The organism is Bacteroides sp. PHL 2737, from assembly GCF_004115325.2.
GTDB lineage: Bacteria > Bacteroidota > Bacteroidia > Bacteroidales > Bacteroidaceae > Bacteroides > Bacteroides hominis.
The window spans coordinates 469093-487453 of the sequence record NZ_CP040630.1 but is presented as its reverse complement, the minus strand read 5'-3'; the positions used below and the strand labels follow the sequence as shown (position 1 = coordinate 487453).

Here is an 18361-nt window from a genome sequence, read left to right as displayed (position 1 = left end):
TATTGTATGAACAAAATGAAATGTTTCTTAAGCAAAAAGATGCTTTTAGCGGTGGCTGTACTGCTCTCGGTGGGTTATGTACAGGCACAGGAGGTTAAAGACACCTTGCAACTGACGCTTGACAAAGCACTGGAAATTGCGTTGAGTGAAAACCCCACAATGAAAGTGGCCGGCCAAGAGATTCAGCTGAAAAAAGAGGCTAAGAAGGAGGCATACGGAGGATTATTTCCGGAGATTTCGTTGACAGGTTCTTATTCGCGGACACTGAAAAAACAGACAATGGTGATGGACTTTGGCGGAGAATCGCAGACCATCCAGGTAGGTTCGGACAACTCGTATAACGGAGGACTGAATGTGAGTCTGCCCGTTTTTGCTCCGGCACTTTACAAGAGTATTAATCTGACTAAATCGGATGTAGAACTGGCTGTTGAGAAGGCACGCTCGTCAAAACTCGATCTGGTGAATCAAGTGACCAAGGCGTATTATCAACTGCTATTGGCACAGGACAGCTACGAGGTGCTTCTGCAGAGCTATGCACAGGCAGAGGCTAACTATGAAGTGGTGAAAGCCAAATACGAGCAAGGTACGGTTAGCGAGTACGATAAGATTCGCGCCGATGTACAGGTGCGCAGCCTGAAACCCTCGGTTGTTTCCGCCCGTAACGGGGTGAATCTTGCCCGTTTGCAGTTGCAGGTGCTGATGGGGATGGATACCGATGTAGCTATTGCCGCTGACGGTAACCTGAAGGATTATGAAATGGTGATGTTCCGTCGCCAGATGGAAAGCAACCAGCTGAACCTGAATAATAACAGCGATTTGAAGCAATTGGATTTAAATGCCGATTTGTTGAAGAAGACGCTGGCTGTTCAGCGGACTAACTTTATGCCGACGCTGGCTGCATCTTTCAACTATTCGTATACATCACTGAATAATGACTTTAAGATGTCACACTATAAGTGGTTTCCATATTCTACTGTCGGTTTGAGTCTGAGTATTCCTTTATTTAAGGCAAGTAACTTTACGAAGGTGAAGCAGACCAAGATTCAGATGCAGCAATTGGCCGAGAACCGTACCAACGTACAGCGTCAGTTGACTATGCAGGCCACCAGCTATCTGGACAATATGGCCGCAAGCACTGAACAGGTGGTCAGCAATAAAGAAGGAATCGTACAAGCAGAAAAGGGACGTCTCATTGCCCAGAAACGTTATGAAGTGGGAAAAGGGACTATCCTTGAACTGAACGATTCGGAAGTGGCGCTCACACAGGCCCAGTTGACCTACAATCAGTCTATTTACGACTATCTGGTTGCAAAGGCTGATCTTGATCAGGTATTGGGAAGAGAAGAGGTAACAGAGTAACTAAACACACAACAATTAAAATTTGAATATGAAAAGATGTTTCCAATTAGTAGCCCTGCTCGCCGTTGTGCTATTGGGCTCGTGCACTGGAGGAAAAGACAAAGGTGCCGCTGAAAAAACAGAAGAAAAGCCAAAAGTAAAATTGGCTGATGTAACAGCGCGCCCGGTAGAACAGATACAGGAATACACGGCAACTGTAGAAGCTGAAGTGAAGAATAACATTGCGCCTTCATCACCGGTGCGTATTGATAAAATCTTTGTAGAGGTAGGCGATCATGTATCCAAAGGACAGAGACTGGTACAGATGGATGCTGCCAACCTGAAACAGACTAAACTGCAACTGGACAACCAGGAAGTGGAGTTCAAGCGTATTGACGAACTTTATAAAGTGGGTGGTGCTTCCAAATCGGAATGGGATGCTGCGAAGATGGCCTATGACGTAAAGAAAACGGCTTACCAGAATTTGCTGGAGAATACTTCTTTGCTGAGTCCTATCAGCGGTGTGGTGACTGCCCGCAATTATGATAGCGGTGATATGTACAGCGGAGGCAATCCGGTGCTGACCGTCGAGAAGATCACTCCGGTTAAGCTGCTGATCAACGTATCCGAGGTTTACTTTACCAAAGTGAAAAAAGGTGCTCCTGTCGATGTGAAACTGGATGTTTATGGCGATGAGGCTTTCGAAGGCAAAATCAGCCTGATTTATCCGACAATCGATCCGACTACCCGTACATTCCAGGTAGAGATTCAGTTGCCTAATCAGAATCAGAAAGTACGTCCGGGAATGTTTGCCCGTGCCAGTCTGAACTTCGGTACGGAAGAGAATGTGGTTGTTCCCGATCTGGCGATTGTGAAACAGGCAGGTGCCGGTGACCGCTATGTGTATGTATACAAAGATGGAAAGGTGACATACAATAAGGTCGAACTGGGACGCCGCATGGGTGCTGAGTATGAGTTGAAGTCCGGTGTACCCAACAATTCTCAGGTAGTCATTGCCGGTCAAACCCGATTGATCAACGGCACTGAGGTAGAAGTAGAAAAATAATGAATCAATGTAACCGTATGCCGTGTGTTTCCTTATAACGTATGGGGCACCATTTACGGCATACCGGTACATTATCCACTTTTAATAATTAGGAAAAATGAGTTTATACGAAGGAGCGGTAAAAAAACCGATTATGACCTCCCTCTGCTTTCTTGCAGTGGTGATTTTTGGTCTCTTCTCTTTGTCCAAATTGCCTATCGACTTGTATCCGGATATCGATACGAATACGATCATGGTAATGACCGCCTATCCCGGAGCAAGTGCTTCGGATATAGAAAACAACGTGACTCGTCCGTTGGAGAATACGCTGAATGCTGTCAGCAACCTGAAGCATATCACTTCCCGTTCGTCCGAAAATATGTCTCTGATTACATTAGAATTTGAATATGGTAACGATATCGATGTACTGACAAATGATGTACGCGACAAACTGGATATGGTCAGCTCTCAGCTGCCGGATGATGTGGAGAACCCCATCATCTTCAAGTTCAGTACCGACATGATTCCGATTGTGCTGCTGTCGGTACAGGCTAATGAAAGCCAGTCGGCATTATATAAGATTCTGGACGACCGTGTTGTTAACCCGTTGGCACGTATCCCCGGTGTGGGTACGGTATCCATCAGTGGTGCGCCCCAACGTGAGATTCAGGTCTATTGTGACCCTAACAAACTGGAAGCCTATAACCTGACCATTGAAACAATCAGTTCGATTATTGGTGCCGAGAACAAAAATATCCCCGGTGGTAACTTCGATATCGGTAACGAGACTTATTCGCTGCGTGTTGAAGGAGAGTTTGACGATTCGCGCCAACTGGAAGATGTTGTAGTAGGTAGTTACAATGGGGCAAATATTTATTTGCGTGATGTGGCCCGGGTAGTCGATACGGTAGAAGAGCGCGCTCAGGAAACATATAATAATGGAGTGAAAGGTGCCATGATTGTCGTACAGAAGCAATCGGGAGCCAATTCCGTAGATATCTCCAAGAAAGTGGCCGAGGCCCTGCCTAAGTTGCAGAAGAATTTGCCGAGTGATGTGAAGCTGGGAGTGATTGTCGATACATCGGACAACATCCTCAACACCATCGACAGTTTGGCCGAGACCGTATTGTATGCCCTTTTATTCGTTGTCATCGTAGTGTTCCTTTTCCTGGGACGTTGGCGTGCGACATTGATTATATGTATCACTATTCCGCTTTCGCTGATTGCCTCGTTTATTTACCTGGCCGTCACCGGAAATACGATTAACATCATCTCACTTTCGTCCCTTTCTATTGCCATCGGTATGGTGGTGGACGATGCGATTGTGGTACTTGAAAATGTGACGACCCACATCGAACGTGGTTCCGATCCGAAACAGGCTGCGGTGTACGGAACCAATGAGGTGGCTATCTCCGTTATTGCTTCCACACTGACCATGATTGCGGTGTTCTTCCCGTTGACGATGGTAAGTGGTATGTCCGGAGTGATGTTTAAGCAGTTGGGATGGATGATGTGTGCCATCATGTTTATCTCTACTGTGGCTGCTTTGTCATTGACCCCGATGCTCTGTTCGCAGTTGTTGCGTTTACAGAAGAAGCAATCGAAGACCTTCAAGCTTCTTTTCGGCCCTATTGAGAAAGGACTGGATGCTTTGGATACAGGTTATGCCCATATGTTGAACTGGGCAGTTCGGCATCGTCCGATTGTTATCTTCGGTTGTATCGTGTTCTTTGTCGTCAGCCTGTTCTGTGCCAAGAGCATCGGTACTGAATTCTTCCCGGCGCAGGATAATGCCCGTATCGCAGTTCAGCTGGAGTTACCTATCGGAACACGCAAAGAGCTGGCACAAGAGATTTCGGAGAAACTGACTAACCAATGGCTGAACAAATATAAAGGTGTAATGACTGTATGTAACTATACGGTAGGACAGGCCGACTCAGACAATACCTGGGCCTCTATGCAGGATAACGGTTCGCACATTATATCGTTCAACATCAGTCTGGTCGATCCGGGTGATCGTGATATCAGCCTTGAACAAGTCTGTGACGAAATGCGTGAAGATCTGAAGAAATATCCGGAGTTCAGCAAAGCGCAGGTCATCCTGGGTGGTAGTAACACAGGTATGTCTGCTCAGGCAAGTGCCGATTTTGAGGTATATGGTTATAGTATGGAGGAAACCGATAGCGTAGCTGCACGTCTGAAACGTGAGTTGCTCAATGTGAAAGGTGTGTCGGAAGTCAACATCAGCCGTAGTGACTATCAGCCCGAGTATCAGGTAGACTTCGATCGTGAGAAACTGGCTTTGCACGGATTGAATCTGGCAACCGCCGGTAATTATCTGCGTAACCGTATTAATGGTGCCATTGCCTCTAAATACCGTGAGGATGGAGACGAATATGACATTAAAGTGCGTTATGCGCCGGAACACCGTACAAGTATTGAAAGCATCGAGAATATCCTTATTTATAACAGTCGTGGAGAAGCCGTACGCGTAAAAGAGCTTGGAAAGGTTGTCGAACGTTTTGCGCCACCTACCATCGAGCGTAAAGACCGTGAACGTATTGTGACCGTATCGGCGGTTATCTCCGGCGAAGCATTGGGTAACGTGGTGAATGCGGGTAACGCCATTATCGATAAGATGGATATTCCGTCGGATGTAACAATTCAGGTAGCCGGTTCATACGAAGACCAGCAAGATTCGTTCCGCGACTTGGGTACACTTGCTATCCTTATTGTCGTACTGGTATTTATTGTAATGGCAGCGCAGTTCGAATCATTGACTTATCCGTTTATCATTATGTTCTCATTGCCATTTGCTTTCAGTGGGGTATTGATGGCCCTTTTCTTCACAAAGAGCACACTGAGTGTGATGAGTTTGTTGGGGGCCATCATGTTGATCGGTATCGTTGTAAAGAATGGTATTGTGCTTATCGACTACATCACCCTTTGCCGTGAGCGTGGATTGGCAGTGCTTAACTCCGTTGTAACAGCCGGCAAGAGCCGTCTTCGCCCGGTATTGATGACCACTGCTACTACTGTCCTCGGTATGATTCCGATGGCAATCGGTGGTGGACAGGGTTCGGAGATGTGGAGTCCGATGGCGATTGCCGTAATTGGCGGTTTGACGGTTTCTACCATTCTGACCTTGATTCTCATCCCTACTTTATACTGTGTGTTTGCCGGTACAGGTATCAAGCATCAGCGTAAAGTGTTGAGACGCAAACGTGAGCTGGAAGCTTACTTTGAAGAGCATAAAGATGAAATGATTAAGAAATAATAAAGAAGAAATCAAGATATGAAATCAGTATTAATCACATTCGATCAGGCTTATTTCGAACGTATCATTGCTTTGCTGGACCGTTTGAGTTGCCGTGGTTTCACCTATTTGGAACGGGTACAGGGACGTGGCTCGAAGACAGGCGATCCCCACTTCGGCAGTCATGCCTGGCCCAGTATGTGTTCGGCCATCATCACGGTGGTGGACGACAAGAAGGTTGACCCGTTGCTGGATGCATTGCATAAGATGGACATGCAGACAGAGCAGCTTGGCCTGAGAGCTTTTGTCACCAACGTGGAGCGGAGCATTTAACGCCTGCCGACAGATAACATCAGAGGAGAATCTCATTAATTTAATGTAGATTCTCCTCTCTTTTTATGGGTTTTATCTATCTTTGCAACTTCTTATTAAATTAAGAGCGTGCATGAAAAATTATTTGAAATATTCGTTGTGGCTGACATTGATTGTCTTGTTTGCATTGATCGGAATGCACTGGCTGCCGGCTATAACGATCGACGGACATACAATGAGACGGGTAGATTTGCTGAGTGATGTCCGTATGCCTGAACCTGATAAAGATGAAGCGGAAGCAGACAGCCTGCCTCCGGTCCCGGTAGTGAAACCTGCATTTGTAGATACGTGTCGCAGTGGGATGACCTGTATCGAAGATTATAGTGACTCTACGATGCGGGGAATGACTCCTTTTTATCGTGCCTTGGACGAGATTCAATCGAAAGGCCGGTTGGTGCGGATAGCGGTATTTGGCGATTCTTTTATTGAGGCAGATATTTTCACTGCCGATCTTCGTGAGATGTTGCAGAAACGTTTCGGTGGGTGTGGTGTCGGTTTTGTTACCATTACTTCGATGACCAGTGGATACCGTCCGACAGTACGTCATTCTTTTGGCGGATGGTCCAGTCATGCGGTGACCGATAGCGTTTATTTCGACAAAAAGAAGCAAGGAGTTTCCGGACACTACTTCGTTCCTCGTGAAGGGGCCTATGTCGAACTCCGGGGACAGAATAAATATGCTTCCCTGCTCGATACTTGCCAGACAGCTTCCATCTTTTTCTATAACAAAGGTGAAGTCAGCCTTTCCGTTCGTGTCAACCGTGGTGAGATTGATACACGGGAATTCCCTTCTACCGGCAGTTTGCAGCAGATGAAGGTAAACGGTCGCATCGGCTCGGTGCGCTGGGATATCAATCAGGCAGATTCTACTTTATTTTATGGATTGGCAATGGATGGTACGCAAGGGATTATTGTCGACAATTTCTCCTTGCGCGGCAGTTCGGGACTCTCGCTTCGCAGCATTCCGTCAAAGATGCTGCAAGAGTTTAATGCCCAGCGTCCCTACGACTTGATTATTTTGGAATATGGTCTGAATGTTGCGACCGAGCGGGGACGGAACTACGATCCTTATAAGAAAGGCCTTCTTACGGCCATAAACCACTTGAAAGAGTGTTTTCCACAATCCGGTTTTTTGTTGCTGAGTGTGGGTGACCGCGATTATAAGACCGATACCGGCGAATTACGCACGATGCCCGGTGTGAAAAACCTGATTCGCTATCAGCAAAGCATAGCAGCGGAAAGCGGAATTGCTTTCTGGAACATGTTTGAGGCTATGGGAGGTGACGGAAGTATGGCAGGGTTGGTACATGCCAAGCCTTCTTTGGCTAATTATGATTATACACACATCAACTTCCGGGGTGGACGTCACCTGGCAGGACTACTATACGAAACATTGATTTATGGAAAAGAACAGTATGAAAGGAGAAAGGCCTATGAGGCTGAATAAACGGTTGGGGGGGGTACTCCTTTTGTTTTCCGGAATTTTTTCGGTTCAGGCACAAGATCTTTTGCCTGCCTGCCCGCGGATGGACAAGGGTACGAAAGCCTGCAAGCCGATGCGTGAACCGGGGTCGCTGGGAGATACTGTTTCTGTGAAAGTTACTTTTCCCGTAGTCTTCAGAGGAGTGGGGAGAAATGAAATCATAGACAGCCTGGGAGTGCTGACTCCCATACTTGAGCGTTTACGGCTGGTGCAAAACGGAAGTTCGGAGGATACCGTACGTATTGTTCATATCGGTGACAGCCACATACGCGGACACATCTTTCCCCGTACTACCGGTGCCCGGCTGACAGAAACATTTGGAGCGGTGTCCTATACGGATATGGGAGTCAATGGAGCTACTTGCCTGACGTTTACTCATCCTGACCGTATTGCGGCTATTGCAGCCTTGAAACCCGAGCTGTTGGTTCTTTCGTTTGGAACGAATGAAAGTCATAACCGGAAGTACAATTCGAATGTGCATTACCGGCAGATGGAGGAACTGCTCGGATTGTTGCGCGACAGTTTGCCAAATGTACCTATCTTGCTGACTACTCCTCCGGGATCGTACGAGAGTTTCCGTCAACGTCGCCGGCGTCGTACTTATGCTGTCAATCCCCGTACGGTAACAGCAGTGAATACAATCCATGATTTTGCCCGCCGCCATAAGTTGGTGGTGTGGGATATGTACAATATCGTAGGCGGAAGCCTGCGTGCCTGCAAAAACTGGATGGATGCGGGACTGATGCGTCCGGATCATGTGCACTATCTTCCCGAAGGTTATACACTTCAGGGAGAATTATTATATGAAGCCATTATTAAAGCCTATAATGAGTATGTTTCCCATTGATATCGATTTTAGCCGCCTGTTGGAGGCCTTTAAATACAATCCGGATGCTCCGATGATATTCAGCAGTGGAATTTTCCTCTGGCTCTTCGCTGCGTTCATGGTAATCTATACACTGTTGCAGCACCGCAACACAGCGCGTATTTTATTTGTCGCTCTTTTCTCTTATTATTTTTATTATAAGAGTAGTGGTACTTATTTCTTCCTGCTCGCCATTGTCACCGTTACCGATTTTGTGATAGCTTGGCTGATGGATCGGACCGATGTCCGCTGGAAGCGTAAACTATGGGTAATACTTAGTGTATCGGTCAATTTAGGATTGCTCTGCTACTTCAAATACACTAATTTTCTTGGTGGTGTCATTGCTTCGCTGATGGGGGGAGAGTTCACCGCACTCGATATCTTTTTGCCTGTCGGCATCTCTTTCTTCACCTTCCAGTCGTTAAGTTATACTATCGATGTTTACCGGAGAGAGATCAAGCCCCTTACCAGTTTACTGGACTATGCCTTTTATGTTTCTTTCTTTCCTCAGTTGGTGGCAGGCCCTATCGTGCGGGCACGCGATTTTATTCCGCAAATTCGTAAACCGCTGTATGTGTCACAAGAGATGTTCGGTAGAGGCATTTTCCTGATTGTCGCCGGATTGTTCAAAAAAGCGGTTATTTCCGATTATATCAGTGTCAACTTTGTGGAGCGCATTTTTGACAATCCTACGCTTTATTCGGGAGTTGAGAATCTGATGGGACTTTATGGCTATGCCTTGCAGATTTATTGTGATTTTTCAGGATACAGTGATATGGCAATCGGTATCGCCCTTTTGCTTGGTTTTCATTTCAATCTGAATTTTAATTCTCCGTATAAGTCAGCCTCGATCACCGAGTTCTGGAGGCGTTGGCACATTTCGTTGTCGAGTTGGTTGCGCGATTATCTTTATATCTCCTTGGGGGGTAACCGACATGGAAAGTTCCGTCAGTATCTCAATCTGATTATTACCATGTTTCTCGGTGGATTGTGGCACGGGGCTTCCTGGAATTTTGTATTGTGGGGCACTTTTCATGGTGTGGCACTTGCTCTGCACAAAGCGTGGATGTCTATTGCCGGAAGAAAGAAAGGGGAGACCAGTCACGGCATTCGGCGGGTATTGGGTGTCATTATTACCTTCCACTTTGTTTGTTTCTGCTGGATTTTCTTCCGTAACGCCGATTTTCATAATTCAATGGATATGTTGAACCAGATTTTTACGGCTTTTCGTCCCCAGCTTTTTCCGCAACTGATTGAGGGATATTGGCGGGTATTTGCACTGATGGTAGTCGGGTTTCTGCTTCATTTTGCTCCGGATAGTTGGGAAAATGCTGTTTGTCGTGGAGTTATCAAACTCCCTTTCCTTGGCAAGGCCCTTGTGATGGTGGCTATGATCTATCTGGTTATCCAAATGAAGAGTAGTGAAATTCAGCCGTTCATCTACTTCCAGTTCTGATACATTCTGTACCGGTTGGGGCAAGGGAGAGAAAAAGAAACCGGAAACCTCCTCACGGAGCTTTCCGGTGCAACACTAAAAGTACCGGACAGGCAGAGAACTAGGTAAAACTCCTGCCTGTGTGTTCCGGTATGTTTTCCCTAACCGATGCCGAGTGTTTTTCGTACTTCGGCCTGTTGCTTTTCGTTTAGTTTGTTTTGATAGGCTTTATATAAATACTTTCCTACAGGGCTGCTGGCGTGTTTCACAATCTGTTCCAACACAAATCCCGCAAAAGCTTCTTTAATTTCTTTTATCTCTTTCCCGGTGAAATCCCGGTCTTTGAACCGGTCGATGGCTACCAAGGTCTGCATCATCTCCTCGTTCAGTCCGGTGCCTTCCACCAGTACGATGTCTCCTACTTTTGTGTTGATCTCTCCCGGTTCCAGAACTATGGGTAGAGTGATGGGGAACCGGTCGCTGTCAGTTTCCTGAATAAAGAGTTCCCTCACTTCAGGAGCATTTATTTTTCCACTGAACACAAAGCGTCCTTCACTGACCGTAGCGCTGTCATATCTCACTGTGCCTTTGACAGCATCTTGCAGATAGATGGTTCTGCCTTCCAGTTTCTCGTTGGTCACTATTCCTCTGAGGTGGTAAGTCCCTTCTTGGGGTGCATGGTTGCAGGCTCCCATTATGAGGACTATCAACAAAATTCCTGTGAGTTCTCTTTTCATCTTCTTCTTATCTATCCTATGGTTTAGAAAAAATCACCCCATACATACCCGAAGGTAGAACGGGGTGATCTTTCGTAGTATTCTGGACTTATTTAAAATCTAAATCCTATTTTCAGGTTGGGCAGAGCAAACAAGTTGATGTTGTGATGTCCTACCTTATAGACGGGTGTTCCTTTCGGGATAATCTGAATCATGTCGTAGCGATAAGCTACCGGTTGAACTTCAAATCCCAGGATCAGTCCTTTGCTGAGGCTGTATTCGATACCCGCAACGGCTGCTGCGCGTAAACCGAATATCTGTCCGGCTTTGCTGTTGGGGATATAAACCTCCAGGGGAGTACCTGTGACGTCTCCATCGTCTACGACCGGACTATTGTCCTGTCCGCTCGGATCTTGACTCGGTTGTAAATTGGTATCATCTCCATCTGTGTCCATATCTTTATCATTTACCATGACTCCGGTATACGGAAGTGTGGTTTCTATTCTTCCCATTTGCCAGCCCAGCAGGCCACCTACATACAGATTGATGCGTTCGTTTTTTGTGTTGAAGTAATAGTTTGAGCCAATATTAACCGACCAGTTGTTTTTGATTCTGCCTTCCATATATTGAAGAGCCGGAATCTGCATATCGGTAACCGTCTTGTCTCCCTCGATATAATCCTTTTTGGGGGTTACACCGATGTTCATGCTGAACATCAGGTTGACATCCCAACGGTCTGTCAGGAAGTATTTTCCCTGTATACCGATGATATTGACCAAATTATTAGAATTCAAATCTCCCAGTTGAAGGTAAGTAGCCGGATCGGATGACTGGTGTCCGGATGTATTGCCTAATCCTACATTCGGAAAGCTATAGTTTTGTCCGTTCCAGTAGGTAGGCAACAGATAGTTCTCCGTATTGTTGTTGAACATCTGCGAACTACCCAGTATCATGGATACTTGCCACTGGCCTTTTTTAGGAGCAAACGACGCATCATCGCTGCTGCTGTATTGCTGCGCCATCACAGGCGCAACAGTACATACAGACAGAAGGATTATGCATAGTTTCTTTATCATATATATTCTTCTTTAATTTTTTATTATTCAGCTGCGTAAGCGTCCAAGAGTTTCTTCAGGGTTGCGTTCAAGCCGTCAACTGCTGCTTGCTTTTCGTCTACTGTTCTTTGAGCCTTTTCGATATCTTGTTTAAGCAGGTCAAGATACTGTTCATTGCCTTCGTTACTGGTATATCCGAATTTCTCAAACAAAGCAATTTTGTTGTCAATAGCTTCTACAGCGTTCTTGGCTTTGGTAATAATTCCTTCTTGATATTCAAGTAAAGCTGCCAAAGTCTTAGCCTCTTCGCTTACCTTATAGGTGTGGCTGTCGGCATCATAATACGTATAGTAGAAGTATCCATCTTCCATAGCTCTTTCAACAAGGGCGATTTCAGCTTTAATCTTGGAATACTCAGTTACGACATTACCCAAAAGTGGTTTTTGTTCGTTAGAAGTATAGTAGTCTTTGTAAGGGTTACCTTCAGAGAAAATATTGTTTTGACGTTCCGACTTATTGCCTTTAATCAGGTAGCAAGCCAATTCTGCCTGCCACAATGCGGCGTTTTCATCTTTGACCTGTGCTTCCAGTTTTTCTATGTTTTCGTTGATAGCTTCCACTTCCGCAAGTACAGGATCTGCTTCTGCCTTGATCTTGGCATACAAAGCCTGCCATTTGTCGAGGTTAGTCAGATAGTTAGATTCCTGGGCTAAATTGGAGTATTTAATGAATGAACCTGAATTTTCGTCGGGATCTTCAATCAACTGAGAAACATTTTTGGGCATATCATATTTATTTGCTGATACTTCTTTAGGTTCGATGCTTTTTTCAAGATTAAGCGTTGAACCACCGAACAGTGCTTGATTAGCCTCCAAGAAGGCAGAGAGTGTGCTACCTTCAGCTTTAGCATTGAATGATGTTGCAAGAATTTCATTGCCGATTAATGAACTTATATCGTCACTTACTGCAGTTGCAATTGCTTCATTGAAAGTAGCCAGATTAGCGTCCGTTAAAGCGTCTTTATAAGTAGTAGCGAATTCTACGTTAAAACCGTCTACCGCTTTTCTCTTTCCAAGGTATCCCAATATGGAGGTACGCAGTGTGTTGGCTGTTTCCAACTTCTTGTCTTCAGCTTTTAAGCTGTTATAAGTTGTGATCTCTTTCTTAATCGCTTGATAAGTGTTGGCTCCTTTATAGTTATTATAAGCCTTCAGTGCTCCTACATAAGCAACGTATGCGTCGATCCATGTGATAGAATCAGCTTTGAACTGGGCGTAAGCCGGTTTCTTATCAATTTCTAAACGCTTAAGTTCATTCTCAAATTTAGCTTTGTATGCATCCAGTAATTTTCCGCTGGCATCGAATGCTTCGCTATTCTCTCCTTGATAATATGCCTTTATAGCATTGGCGATGGCTCCTATTTTAGTTGCTTTTTCATTGAGGCTAAGATCTTTAACTACTACATCTTTCTTCATGGTGTATTGGTATTTCAGCAGTTCTGCATCCCAAGCATCCTCAACAAAGATTTTATCAAGATCTTCAACGAGTGCGTTTTCACCCTCTTCGCTTGACAATGCGCTGTATAATCCGCTCACCAAAGCAGGATCTACATCTGCCTTAGCCAAAGTATAAGCAGAGGATTGGGCGTCCAGCTTTATCTTTTCTTCAATAATTTGTTGATTAATAGGGAAGATCGGTTTTCTCATTTCTTCGATTTTGGTATAGGCTTCATCTTCTTTAGCGTCAAGAGCCTGCAGGTCTTCTTTATACCCTTTCAGCTTTTCTGCGAGAGCTTTGCTGTCTGTACCTGTTGCGTCCAGCGCTTTGTATTCTTCCAATAAATTTTGCTGGATTTCCAGTGTTTTAGTGGCGTGTGTTTTATCCAATTGCAATTCTTCCAGATAATATTTGTTTTGAGATAAGTAGTTAATCTCGGCAACTTCTGCTTTCATCAACTCTGATTTTGCATTCGCTAAATCAGCTAATGCACCATAGCTGGAATTTGTTGTAGTAGTTGTTTCTCCATTGGTGGTAGACTCGGATTTATATGTAAATCCAACTAATAAGTTCCGATACTTCCGGATTTCTTTGGTATACACATCATCCTTCATTGTCAGCAAAGCCACTTCGATATCCATCAAGGCTTTTTTGTTGTTATACTCAGCTTGTGCAGTAAGTGTCTGTAGATTGAACATCTTTGCTTTGAACTCTTCAGTTCTCTTTTGAGCTTCAGCTTCCCAATAAGCTTTTTGTTCTGCTGTTTTAGCTTGTTCTACTTCTAAACTGCATTTTTTCAGTTCCAAGTCAACTTGATCTTTCTCAAGCTTAACTTTTTCCCGTTCTACCTTGACCAGTTGGATTTCGGTCAATGCACTTTCATAGGCGGCTTTTGCCTTAATGAATTCCGCTTTCGCTCCGCGAAGTTGTTCGATTCCTGCCGGTTCATCATTATCGATACATCCGGTGAATGTTGTAGTTGCCCCTCCCACTAAGAGCGCAGCTACGAGATAAGTCCATTTTCTCATACCTCTGTTTTTAAGTGTTAATAAAAAATGTTATGTAAGTAAATCAATGTTTTTCTCTTGCCAATTCCGGCTTTGCCTCTATCTGTATAATACCTCTATCTACCGTTACTTTATAGGTAACAGTAAATGAATCGTTTGGGACGTAAGAAGCGTCTTGTAGGGGAATCCAGGAGTTGGAAAGTGAATCTTATATGTAATAAGGTATAATAAAAGAGTGACTCTTTGCTTCCACAATAAGCAAAGAGGGGAAGAAGCATGCAATTCTTTGAGACAACTTCACAACAAACCGGAGCCTGTGGGAATCATTTTCTATCTATGAAGGAATTATTTTCTCTTTGTCTTGAAAAAAAATGTTTCTTAATTTGCTTTTTTGTGAAAAAAGGTATATGTTTGCCAAACACTTACAAAAGAGTTACCTATAAAGTAACAGAGCTGTTAATCAGTAATTTAATTTGGTATATGCCTCTCTCGCATATTTAATTATGCTCTTATTTGTTTCATCTAATTTCTTAATATTGAAAGGCTTCAAATAAGTCTCCGTCACTTTAATGGAGGAGTGTCCCATTGCTTCACTGATAATCCCCGGATGCACTTCCAGATAGTAGGCAAGTGTTGCCCATGTATGGCGTGCGGTGTAAGTAATATTTAGAAATGCAATAAAAAACAGAATGACGATAATTAAACGTAAAACGTTTATAATTAAGCATTTTGCGAGAATTGCAGAACAGACAGACCTGCAAAAGAAAACAAAATATTGCGACGTTTCAGTTACCAGACTGTTAGCCGCCTGTTTCGGAAACGACGGCAGGTAACCGAATTTTTACCGATAAGAACAAAGCGGATTTGTATTCACTGTTTCTCAATGTTTTGCATGCCAAAGGACGCTTTTCAAAGGAGTATTTTTACAACCTAAAAAAGAGCGTTATGAAAGTGGAAAAATTCAAGGTGCTGCTCTACCTGAAAAAGAGCGAGCCGGACAAGACCGGCAAAGCCCCGATCATGGGACGGATCACCCTCAACCGCACGATGGCGCAGTTCAGCTGCAAGCTCTCCTGCACCCCCGGGCTGTGGAACGCGCGTGAGAGCCGGCTGAACGGCAAGAGCCGGGAAGCGGTGGAGACCAATGAAAAAATAGAAAGACTGCTGCTTGCCGTACACTCGGCCTTCAATTCCCTCATGGAAAGAAAAAGGGATTTCGATGCCGCCGCGGTCAGGGACATGTTCCAGGGCAATGCGGGCATGCAGATGACCCTGCTCAAACTTCTCGACCGGCATAACGGGGAAATGAAGGCCCGTGTCGGTGTGGACCGTGCGCCCACCACACTCTCGACCTACCTCTTCACCTACCGCACGCTTTCCGAATTCATCAAGGCGAAATTCAAGGTTCCGGACCTTGTCTTCGGGCAGCTCAACGAGCAGTTCATCCGCGACTATCAGGATTTCATCCTTCTGGAAAAGGGATATGCCGTGGACACGCTTCGCGGCTACCTGGCCATCTTGAAAAAGATCTGCCGCATCGCCTACAAGGAGGGCCACTCGGAGAAATACCATTTCTGCCACTTCAAGCTGCCCAAGCAGAAGGAGACAACACCGAAAGCACTCAGCCGTGAGAATTTCGAGAAGCTGCGTGATCTGGAGATACCGGAAAAACGCAGGTCACATGTCATCACCCGGGACCTCTTCCTCTTCGCCTGTTACACCGGCACCGCCTATGCCGATGCGGTAAGCATCACCCGGAAGAACCTCTTCCGGGATGACGAGGGCAGCCTCTGGCTGAAATACCAGCGAAAGAAAACCGACTACCTCGGACGTGTCAAGCTGCTTCCGGAAGCCGTCGCGTTGATTGAGAAATACCGGGACGATACCCGCGAGACTCTTTTCCCGCCGCAGGACTACCACACGCTCAGGGCCAATATGAAATCCCTGCGCCTGATGGCAGGGCTGAGCCAGGACCTTGTCTACCACATGGGACGGCATTCTTTCGCCTCGCTGGTCACGCTCGAGGAGGGAGTGCCGATAGAGACCATCTGCAAAATGCTGGGACACTCCAACATAAAGACCACCCAGATATACGCGCGCGTAACCCCGAAGAAGCTGTTCGAGGACATGGACAGGTTCGTCGAGGCAACCCGCGATTTGAAACTTATCCTTTAATCCCTAAACAATCATTATCATGCGCAGTACATTCAAGCTCTTATTCTACATCAACCGTAACAAGGTGAAATCGGACGGCACGACCGCCGTCCTCTGCCGGATCAGCATCGACGGAAAGAAATCGGCAGTCACGACAGGCGTCTATTGCAAACCCGGGGACTGGGACAGCAAGAAGTGTGAAATCAAAACAGCCAGGGAGAACAACCGCCTTGCCGCCTTCCGCAGCCGGTTGGAAGAGGCGTACGGGAACCTGCTGAGGAACCAGGGAGTGGTCACGGCCGAACTGCTCAAGACCACCGTGTCAGGCGCCAATTCCGTACCGGAATACCTCCTGCAGGCCGGAGAGGTGGAACGCGAACGGCTCAGGGTCCGCTCCAAGGAGATCAACTCCACTTCCACCTACCGCCAGTCGAAGACCACCCAGCTCAACCTCAGGCAGTTCATCGAATCCCGCGGGATGAAGGACATCGCCTTTTCGGACATCACCGAGGAGTTCGCCGAATCGTTCAAGGTCTTTCTCAAGAAGGAGCTGGGACACAGGAACGGACACGTGAACCACTGCCTGTGCTGGCTCAACCGGCTCATCTACATCGCCGTGGACCGGGAAATACTAAGAGGCAATCCGATAGAGGACGTGGCATACGAGAGGAAAGAAACACCTAAACTAAGGCATATCAGCCGCAGTGAACTGAAGCGGATGATGGAAACCCCGCTGCCCGACCCGATGATGGAGCTGGCACGCAGGACGTTCATCTTCTCCTCGCTGACCGGTCTGGCCTACGCGGATACGAGGGCTCTCCATCCCCGTCACATCGGAACGACTTCGGAAGGAAGAAGGTATATCCGCATCCGCCGCGCCAAAACGGACGTGGAGGCGTTCATCCCGCTGCATCCCATAGCCGGACAGATACTGGAGCTTTACAACACCACGGATGACGACAGGCCGGTATTCCCGCTGCCGGTCCGCGACGTCCTCTGGTATGAGGCACATGGAATGGGCGTGGCATTAGGCATGAAAGAGAACCTGTCCTACCACATGGCCCGGCATTCGTTCGGGACCCTGACACTGACCGCAGGTATTCCGATAGAGAGCATCGCCAGGATGATGGGCCACACGAACATCGACAGCACGCAGGTCTACGCCCAGGTCACCGACCGGAAGATATCCTCGGACATGAACCGGCTGATGGAAAGAAGAAAGCCCGCGGCCGGCAAGGAAGCCGCAGGCTAAATAAAAACTGCCGCCGGAATCGTAAATGCAATTCCGGCGACAATCCTTAAACTTAAATACGATATTATACCAATGCAGGGTGATAGTTCTCCTCCAGCAGCCTCTCGATGTCCGACTGCCTGTACAGGATCTTCCCGCCAAGCTGGATATAGGGAATCCGTCCTTGGTCCCTGTAATCCTGCAGGCACCTGCGGCTGATCTTCAACATCCCGGAAAGCTCCCTGTCGGTCAGGAACCGTTCCCCGTTGAAGGGAGGACGGTTGTCACGGGCAAGACGTTCCACTTTTTTCTCCATGTCGTCCAGCAGGGCAAAGAACCTGCGGACACGTTCGTTCTCCTTGTCGATAATGCCTTCCATCTCTTCCGCTCTTTAAAGGTTTCCGTTCTTCCTTCTTTCTCTCACCTCCTTCTCCTTGCGTCTGATGCCGACGTAGACCATCAACTTCTCCACATCCCCGGGCTTGTAATAGAACTTGCGCTGGAGGCGGGTGAACGCCAGCCGTCCGGTATCGCGGAGAGTCTGCAGGGTACGCGGCGAGATGTCAAGGCGCAGGCAGACATCCTGGCCGTCCAGTCACTCTCCGGGTTCCTTACAGCGGTTTCTCTCATACAATCTGTCCACACGTGCGGACAGGTTCTCGGCGCGCGCCAGCATCCTCTCAAGGACACCGGCCTCGATGTAGCATATTTCCATATTTTCAACTCGTTTAAATATCAGTGCGAATATAAGGGAAGAAACCATGAGAGGCAAGCACGACCGGCACACTGGCAGGAATAGTCATGGATAGTCGGTTTTTGTCATATGGGAAGGAAAAAGAAAGCCGAAGCAGGTCTGGATCCACTACCCCCTTTGGGTATGTGAAAGGAACGTTGTGGTGAAAGAAAA

At 46.5% G+C, this 18361-nt stretch carries 14 protein-coding genes and 1 pseudogene; 9 read left to right on the top strand and 6 right to left on the bottom strand.

Annotated features, from left to right (window positions below; translation table 11 throughout):
* Positions 1-6 precede the first annotated feature (6 nt).
* The 7 genes from DBK98_RS02040 to DBK98_RS02010 all read left to right on the top strand — a co-directional run bounded on the left by DBK98_RS02040 (position 7) and on the right by DBK98_RS02010 (position 9815).
* Entirely contained in the window at positions 7-1359 is a 1353-nt protein-coding gene (locus DBK98_RS02040) for a TolC family protein (RefSeq protein WP_005811322.1), read from the top strand.
* A gap of 28 nt (positions 1360-1387) precedes the next feature.
* Entirely contained in the window at positions 1388-2404 is a 1017-nt protein-coding gene (locus tag DBK98_RS02035) for an efflux RND transporter periplasmic adaptor subunit (protein ID WP_005811320.1), read from the top strand.
* Between the two features lie 97 nt (positions 2405-2501).
* Positions 2502-5660: an efflux RND transporter permease subunit gene (locus tag DBK98_RS02030; protein WP_032536187.1), complete on the top strand. Its 3159-nt coding sequence runs from the start codon at positions 2502-2504 to the stop codon at positions 5658-5660.
* Positions 5661-5678: 18 nt separating this feature from the next.
* A complete protein-coding gene (locus DBK98_RS02025) occupies positions 5679-5972 on the top strand; it encodes a PG0541 family transporter-associated protein (RefSeq protein WP_005782259.1) in 294 nt (97 codons plus the stop codon).
* A gap of 112 nt (positions 5973-6084) precedes the next feature.
* Complete coding sequence (locus DBK98_RS02020; RefSeq protein WP_022011078.1) at positions 6085-7458, top strand: SGNH/GDSL hydrolase family protein; 1374 nt, start codon at positions 6085-6087, stop codon at positions 7456-7458.
* Complete coding sequence (locus DBK98_RS02015; protein WP_175414020.1) at positions 7445-8341, top strand: SGNH/GDSL hydrolase family protein; 897 nt, start codon at positions 7445-7447, stop codon at positions 8339-8341. The genes DBK98_RS02020 and DBK98_RS02015 overlap by 14 nt, the downstream gene beginning before the upstream one ends.
* Entirely contained in the window at positions 8328-9815 is a 1488-nt protein-coding gene (locus DBK98_RS02010) for an MBOAT family protein (RefSeq protein ID WP_005822100.1), read from the top strand. Before DBK98_RS02015 ends, DBK98_RS02010 begins: the two co-directional genes overlap by 14 nt.
* 140 nt (positions 9816-9955) lie before the next feature.
* Here the strand turns inward: DBK98_RS02010 and DBK98_RS02005 are convergent, their stop codons facing one another.
* From DBK98_RS02005 to DBK98_RS23095, 4 genes and pseudogenes are all read right to left on the bottom strand, one after another.
* Positions 9956-10531: a DUF4369 domain-containing protein gene (locus tag DBK98_RS02005; protein WP_005822098.1), complete on the bottom strand. Its 576-nt coding sequence runs from the start codon at positions 10529-10531 to the stop codon at positions 9956-9958.
* 92 nt (positions 10532-10623) lie between these two features.
* Entirely contained in the window at positions 10624-11586 is a 963-nt protein-coding gene (locus tag DBK98_RS02000) for a BT1926 family outer membrane beta-barrel protein (RefSeq protein WP_005811308.1), read from the bottom strand.
* A gap of 23 nt (positions 11587-11609) precedes the next feature.
* Positions 11610-14090 (bottom strand): hypothetical protein, encoded by a 2481-nt coding sequence (locus DBK98_RS01995; protein WP_032536188.1) that lies wholly within the window; start codon positions 14088-14090, stop codon positions 11610-11612.
* Positions 14091-14529: 439 nt separating this feature from the next.
* Positions 14530-14730 (bottom strand): annotated as a pseudogene (locus DBK98_RS23095) (integrase); the annotation flags it as partial.
* A 284-nt stretch (positions 14731-15014) separates the two neighbouring features.
* Between DBK98_RS23095 and DBK98_RS01985 the strand changes: the two are divergent.
* Both DBK98_RS01985 and DBK98_RS01980 read left to right on the top strand, forming a co-directional pair.
* Entirely contained in the window at positions 15015-16244 is a 1230-nt protein-coding gene (locus tag DBK98_RS01985; RefSeq protein WP_004311259.1) for a site-specific integrase, read from the top strand.
* Positions 16245-16263: 19 nt separating this feature from the next.
* Positions 16264-17475, top strand: a complete 1212-nt coding sequence (locus DBK98_RS01980) for a site-specific integrase (protein WP_008768946.1) — start codon at positions 16264-16266, stop codon at positions 17473-17475.
* A 64-nt stretch (positions 17476-17539) separates the two neighbouring features.
* Here the strand turns inward: DBK98_RS01980 and DBK98_RS01975 are convergent, their stop codons facing one another.
* Positions 17540-17833, bottom strand: coding sequence for a helix-turn-helix domain-containing protein (locus DBK98_RS01975; RefSeq protein ID WP_004311261.1), 294 nt, complete (start codon positions 17831-17833; stop codon positions 17540-17542).
* 12 nt (positions 17834-17845) lie between these two features.
* Positions 17846-18049 carry a helix-turn-helix domain-containing protein gene (locus DBK98_RS01970; protein WP_032849094.1) on the bottom strand — a complete coding sequence of 68 codons (204 nt, stop codon included), beginning with the start codon at positions 18047-18049 and terminating at the stop codon, positions 17846-17848.
* Between the last annotated feature and the right edge of the window lie 312 nt (positions 18050-18361).

Bases quoted from the DNA above. Each gene is read 5' to 3' on its own strand.
- DBK98_RS02040 (WP_005811322.1), top strand. From the start codon at position 7: ATGAACAAAATGAAATGTTTCTTAAGCAAAAAGATGCTTTTAGCGGTG.
- DBK98_RS02035 (WP_005811320.1), top strand. From the start codon at position 1,388: ATGAAAAGATGTTTCCAATTAGTAGCCCTGCTCGCCGTTGTGCTATTG.
- DBK98_RS02030 (WP_032536187.1), top strand. From the start codon at position 2,502: ATGAGTTTATACGAAGGAGCGGTAAAAAAACCGATTATGACCTCCCTC.
- DBK98_RS02025 (WP_005782259.1), top strand. From the start codon at position 5,679: ATGAAATCAGTATTAATCACATTCGATCAGGCTTATTTCGAACGTATC.
- DBK98_RS02020 (WP_022011078.1), top strand. From the start codon at position 6,085: ATGAAAAATTATTTGAAATATTCGTTGTGGCTGACATTGATTGTCTTG.
- DBK98_RS02015 (WP_175414020.1), top strand. From the start codon at position 7,445: ATGAGGCTGAATAAACGGTTGGGGGGGGTACTCCTTTTGTTTTCCGGA.
- DBK98_RS02010 (WP_005822100.1), top strand. From the start codon at position 8,328: ATGTTTCCCATTGATATCGATTTTAGCCGCCTGTTGGAGGCCTTTAAA.
- DBK98_RS02005 (WP_005822098.1), bottom strand. From the start codon at position 10,531: ATGAAAAGAGAACTCACAGGAATTTTGTTGATAGTCCTCATAATGGGA.
- DBK98_RS02000 (WP_005811308.1), bottom strand. From the start codon at position 11,586: ATGATAAAGAAACTATGCATAATCCTTCTGTCTGTATGTACTGTTGCG.
- DBK98_RS01995 (WP_032536188.1), bottom strand. From the start codon at position 14,090: ATGAGAAAATGGACTTATCTCGTAGCTGCGCTCTTAGTGGGAGGGGCA.
- DBK98_RS01985 (WP_004311259.1), top strand. From the start codon at position 15,015: ATGAAAGTGGAAAAATTCAAGGTGCTGCTCTACCTGAAAAAGAGCGAG.
- DBK98_RS01980 (WP_008768946.1), top strand. From the start codon at position 16,264: ATGCGCAGTACATTCAAGCTCTTATTCTACATCAACCGTAACAAGGTG.
- DBK98_RS01975 (WP_004311261.1), bottom strand. From the start codon at position 17,833: ATGGAAGGCATTATCGACAAGGAGAACGAACGTGTCCGCAGGTTCTTT.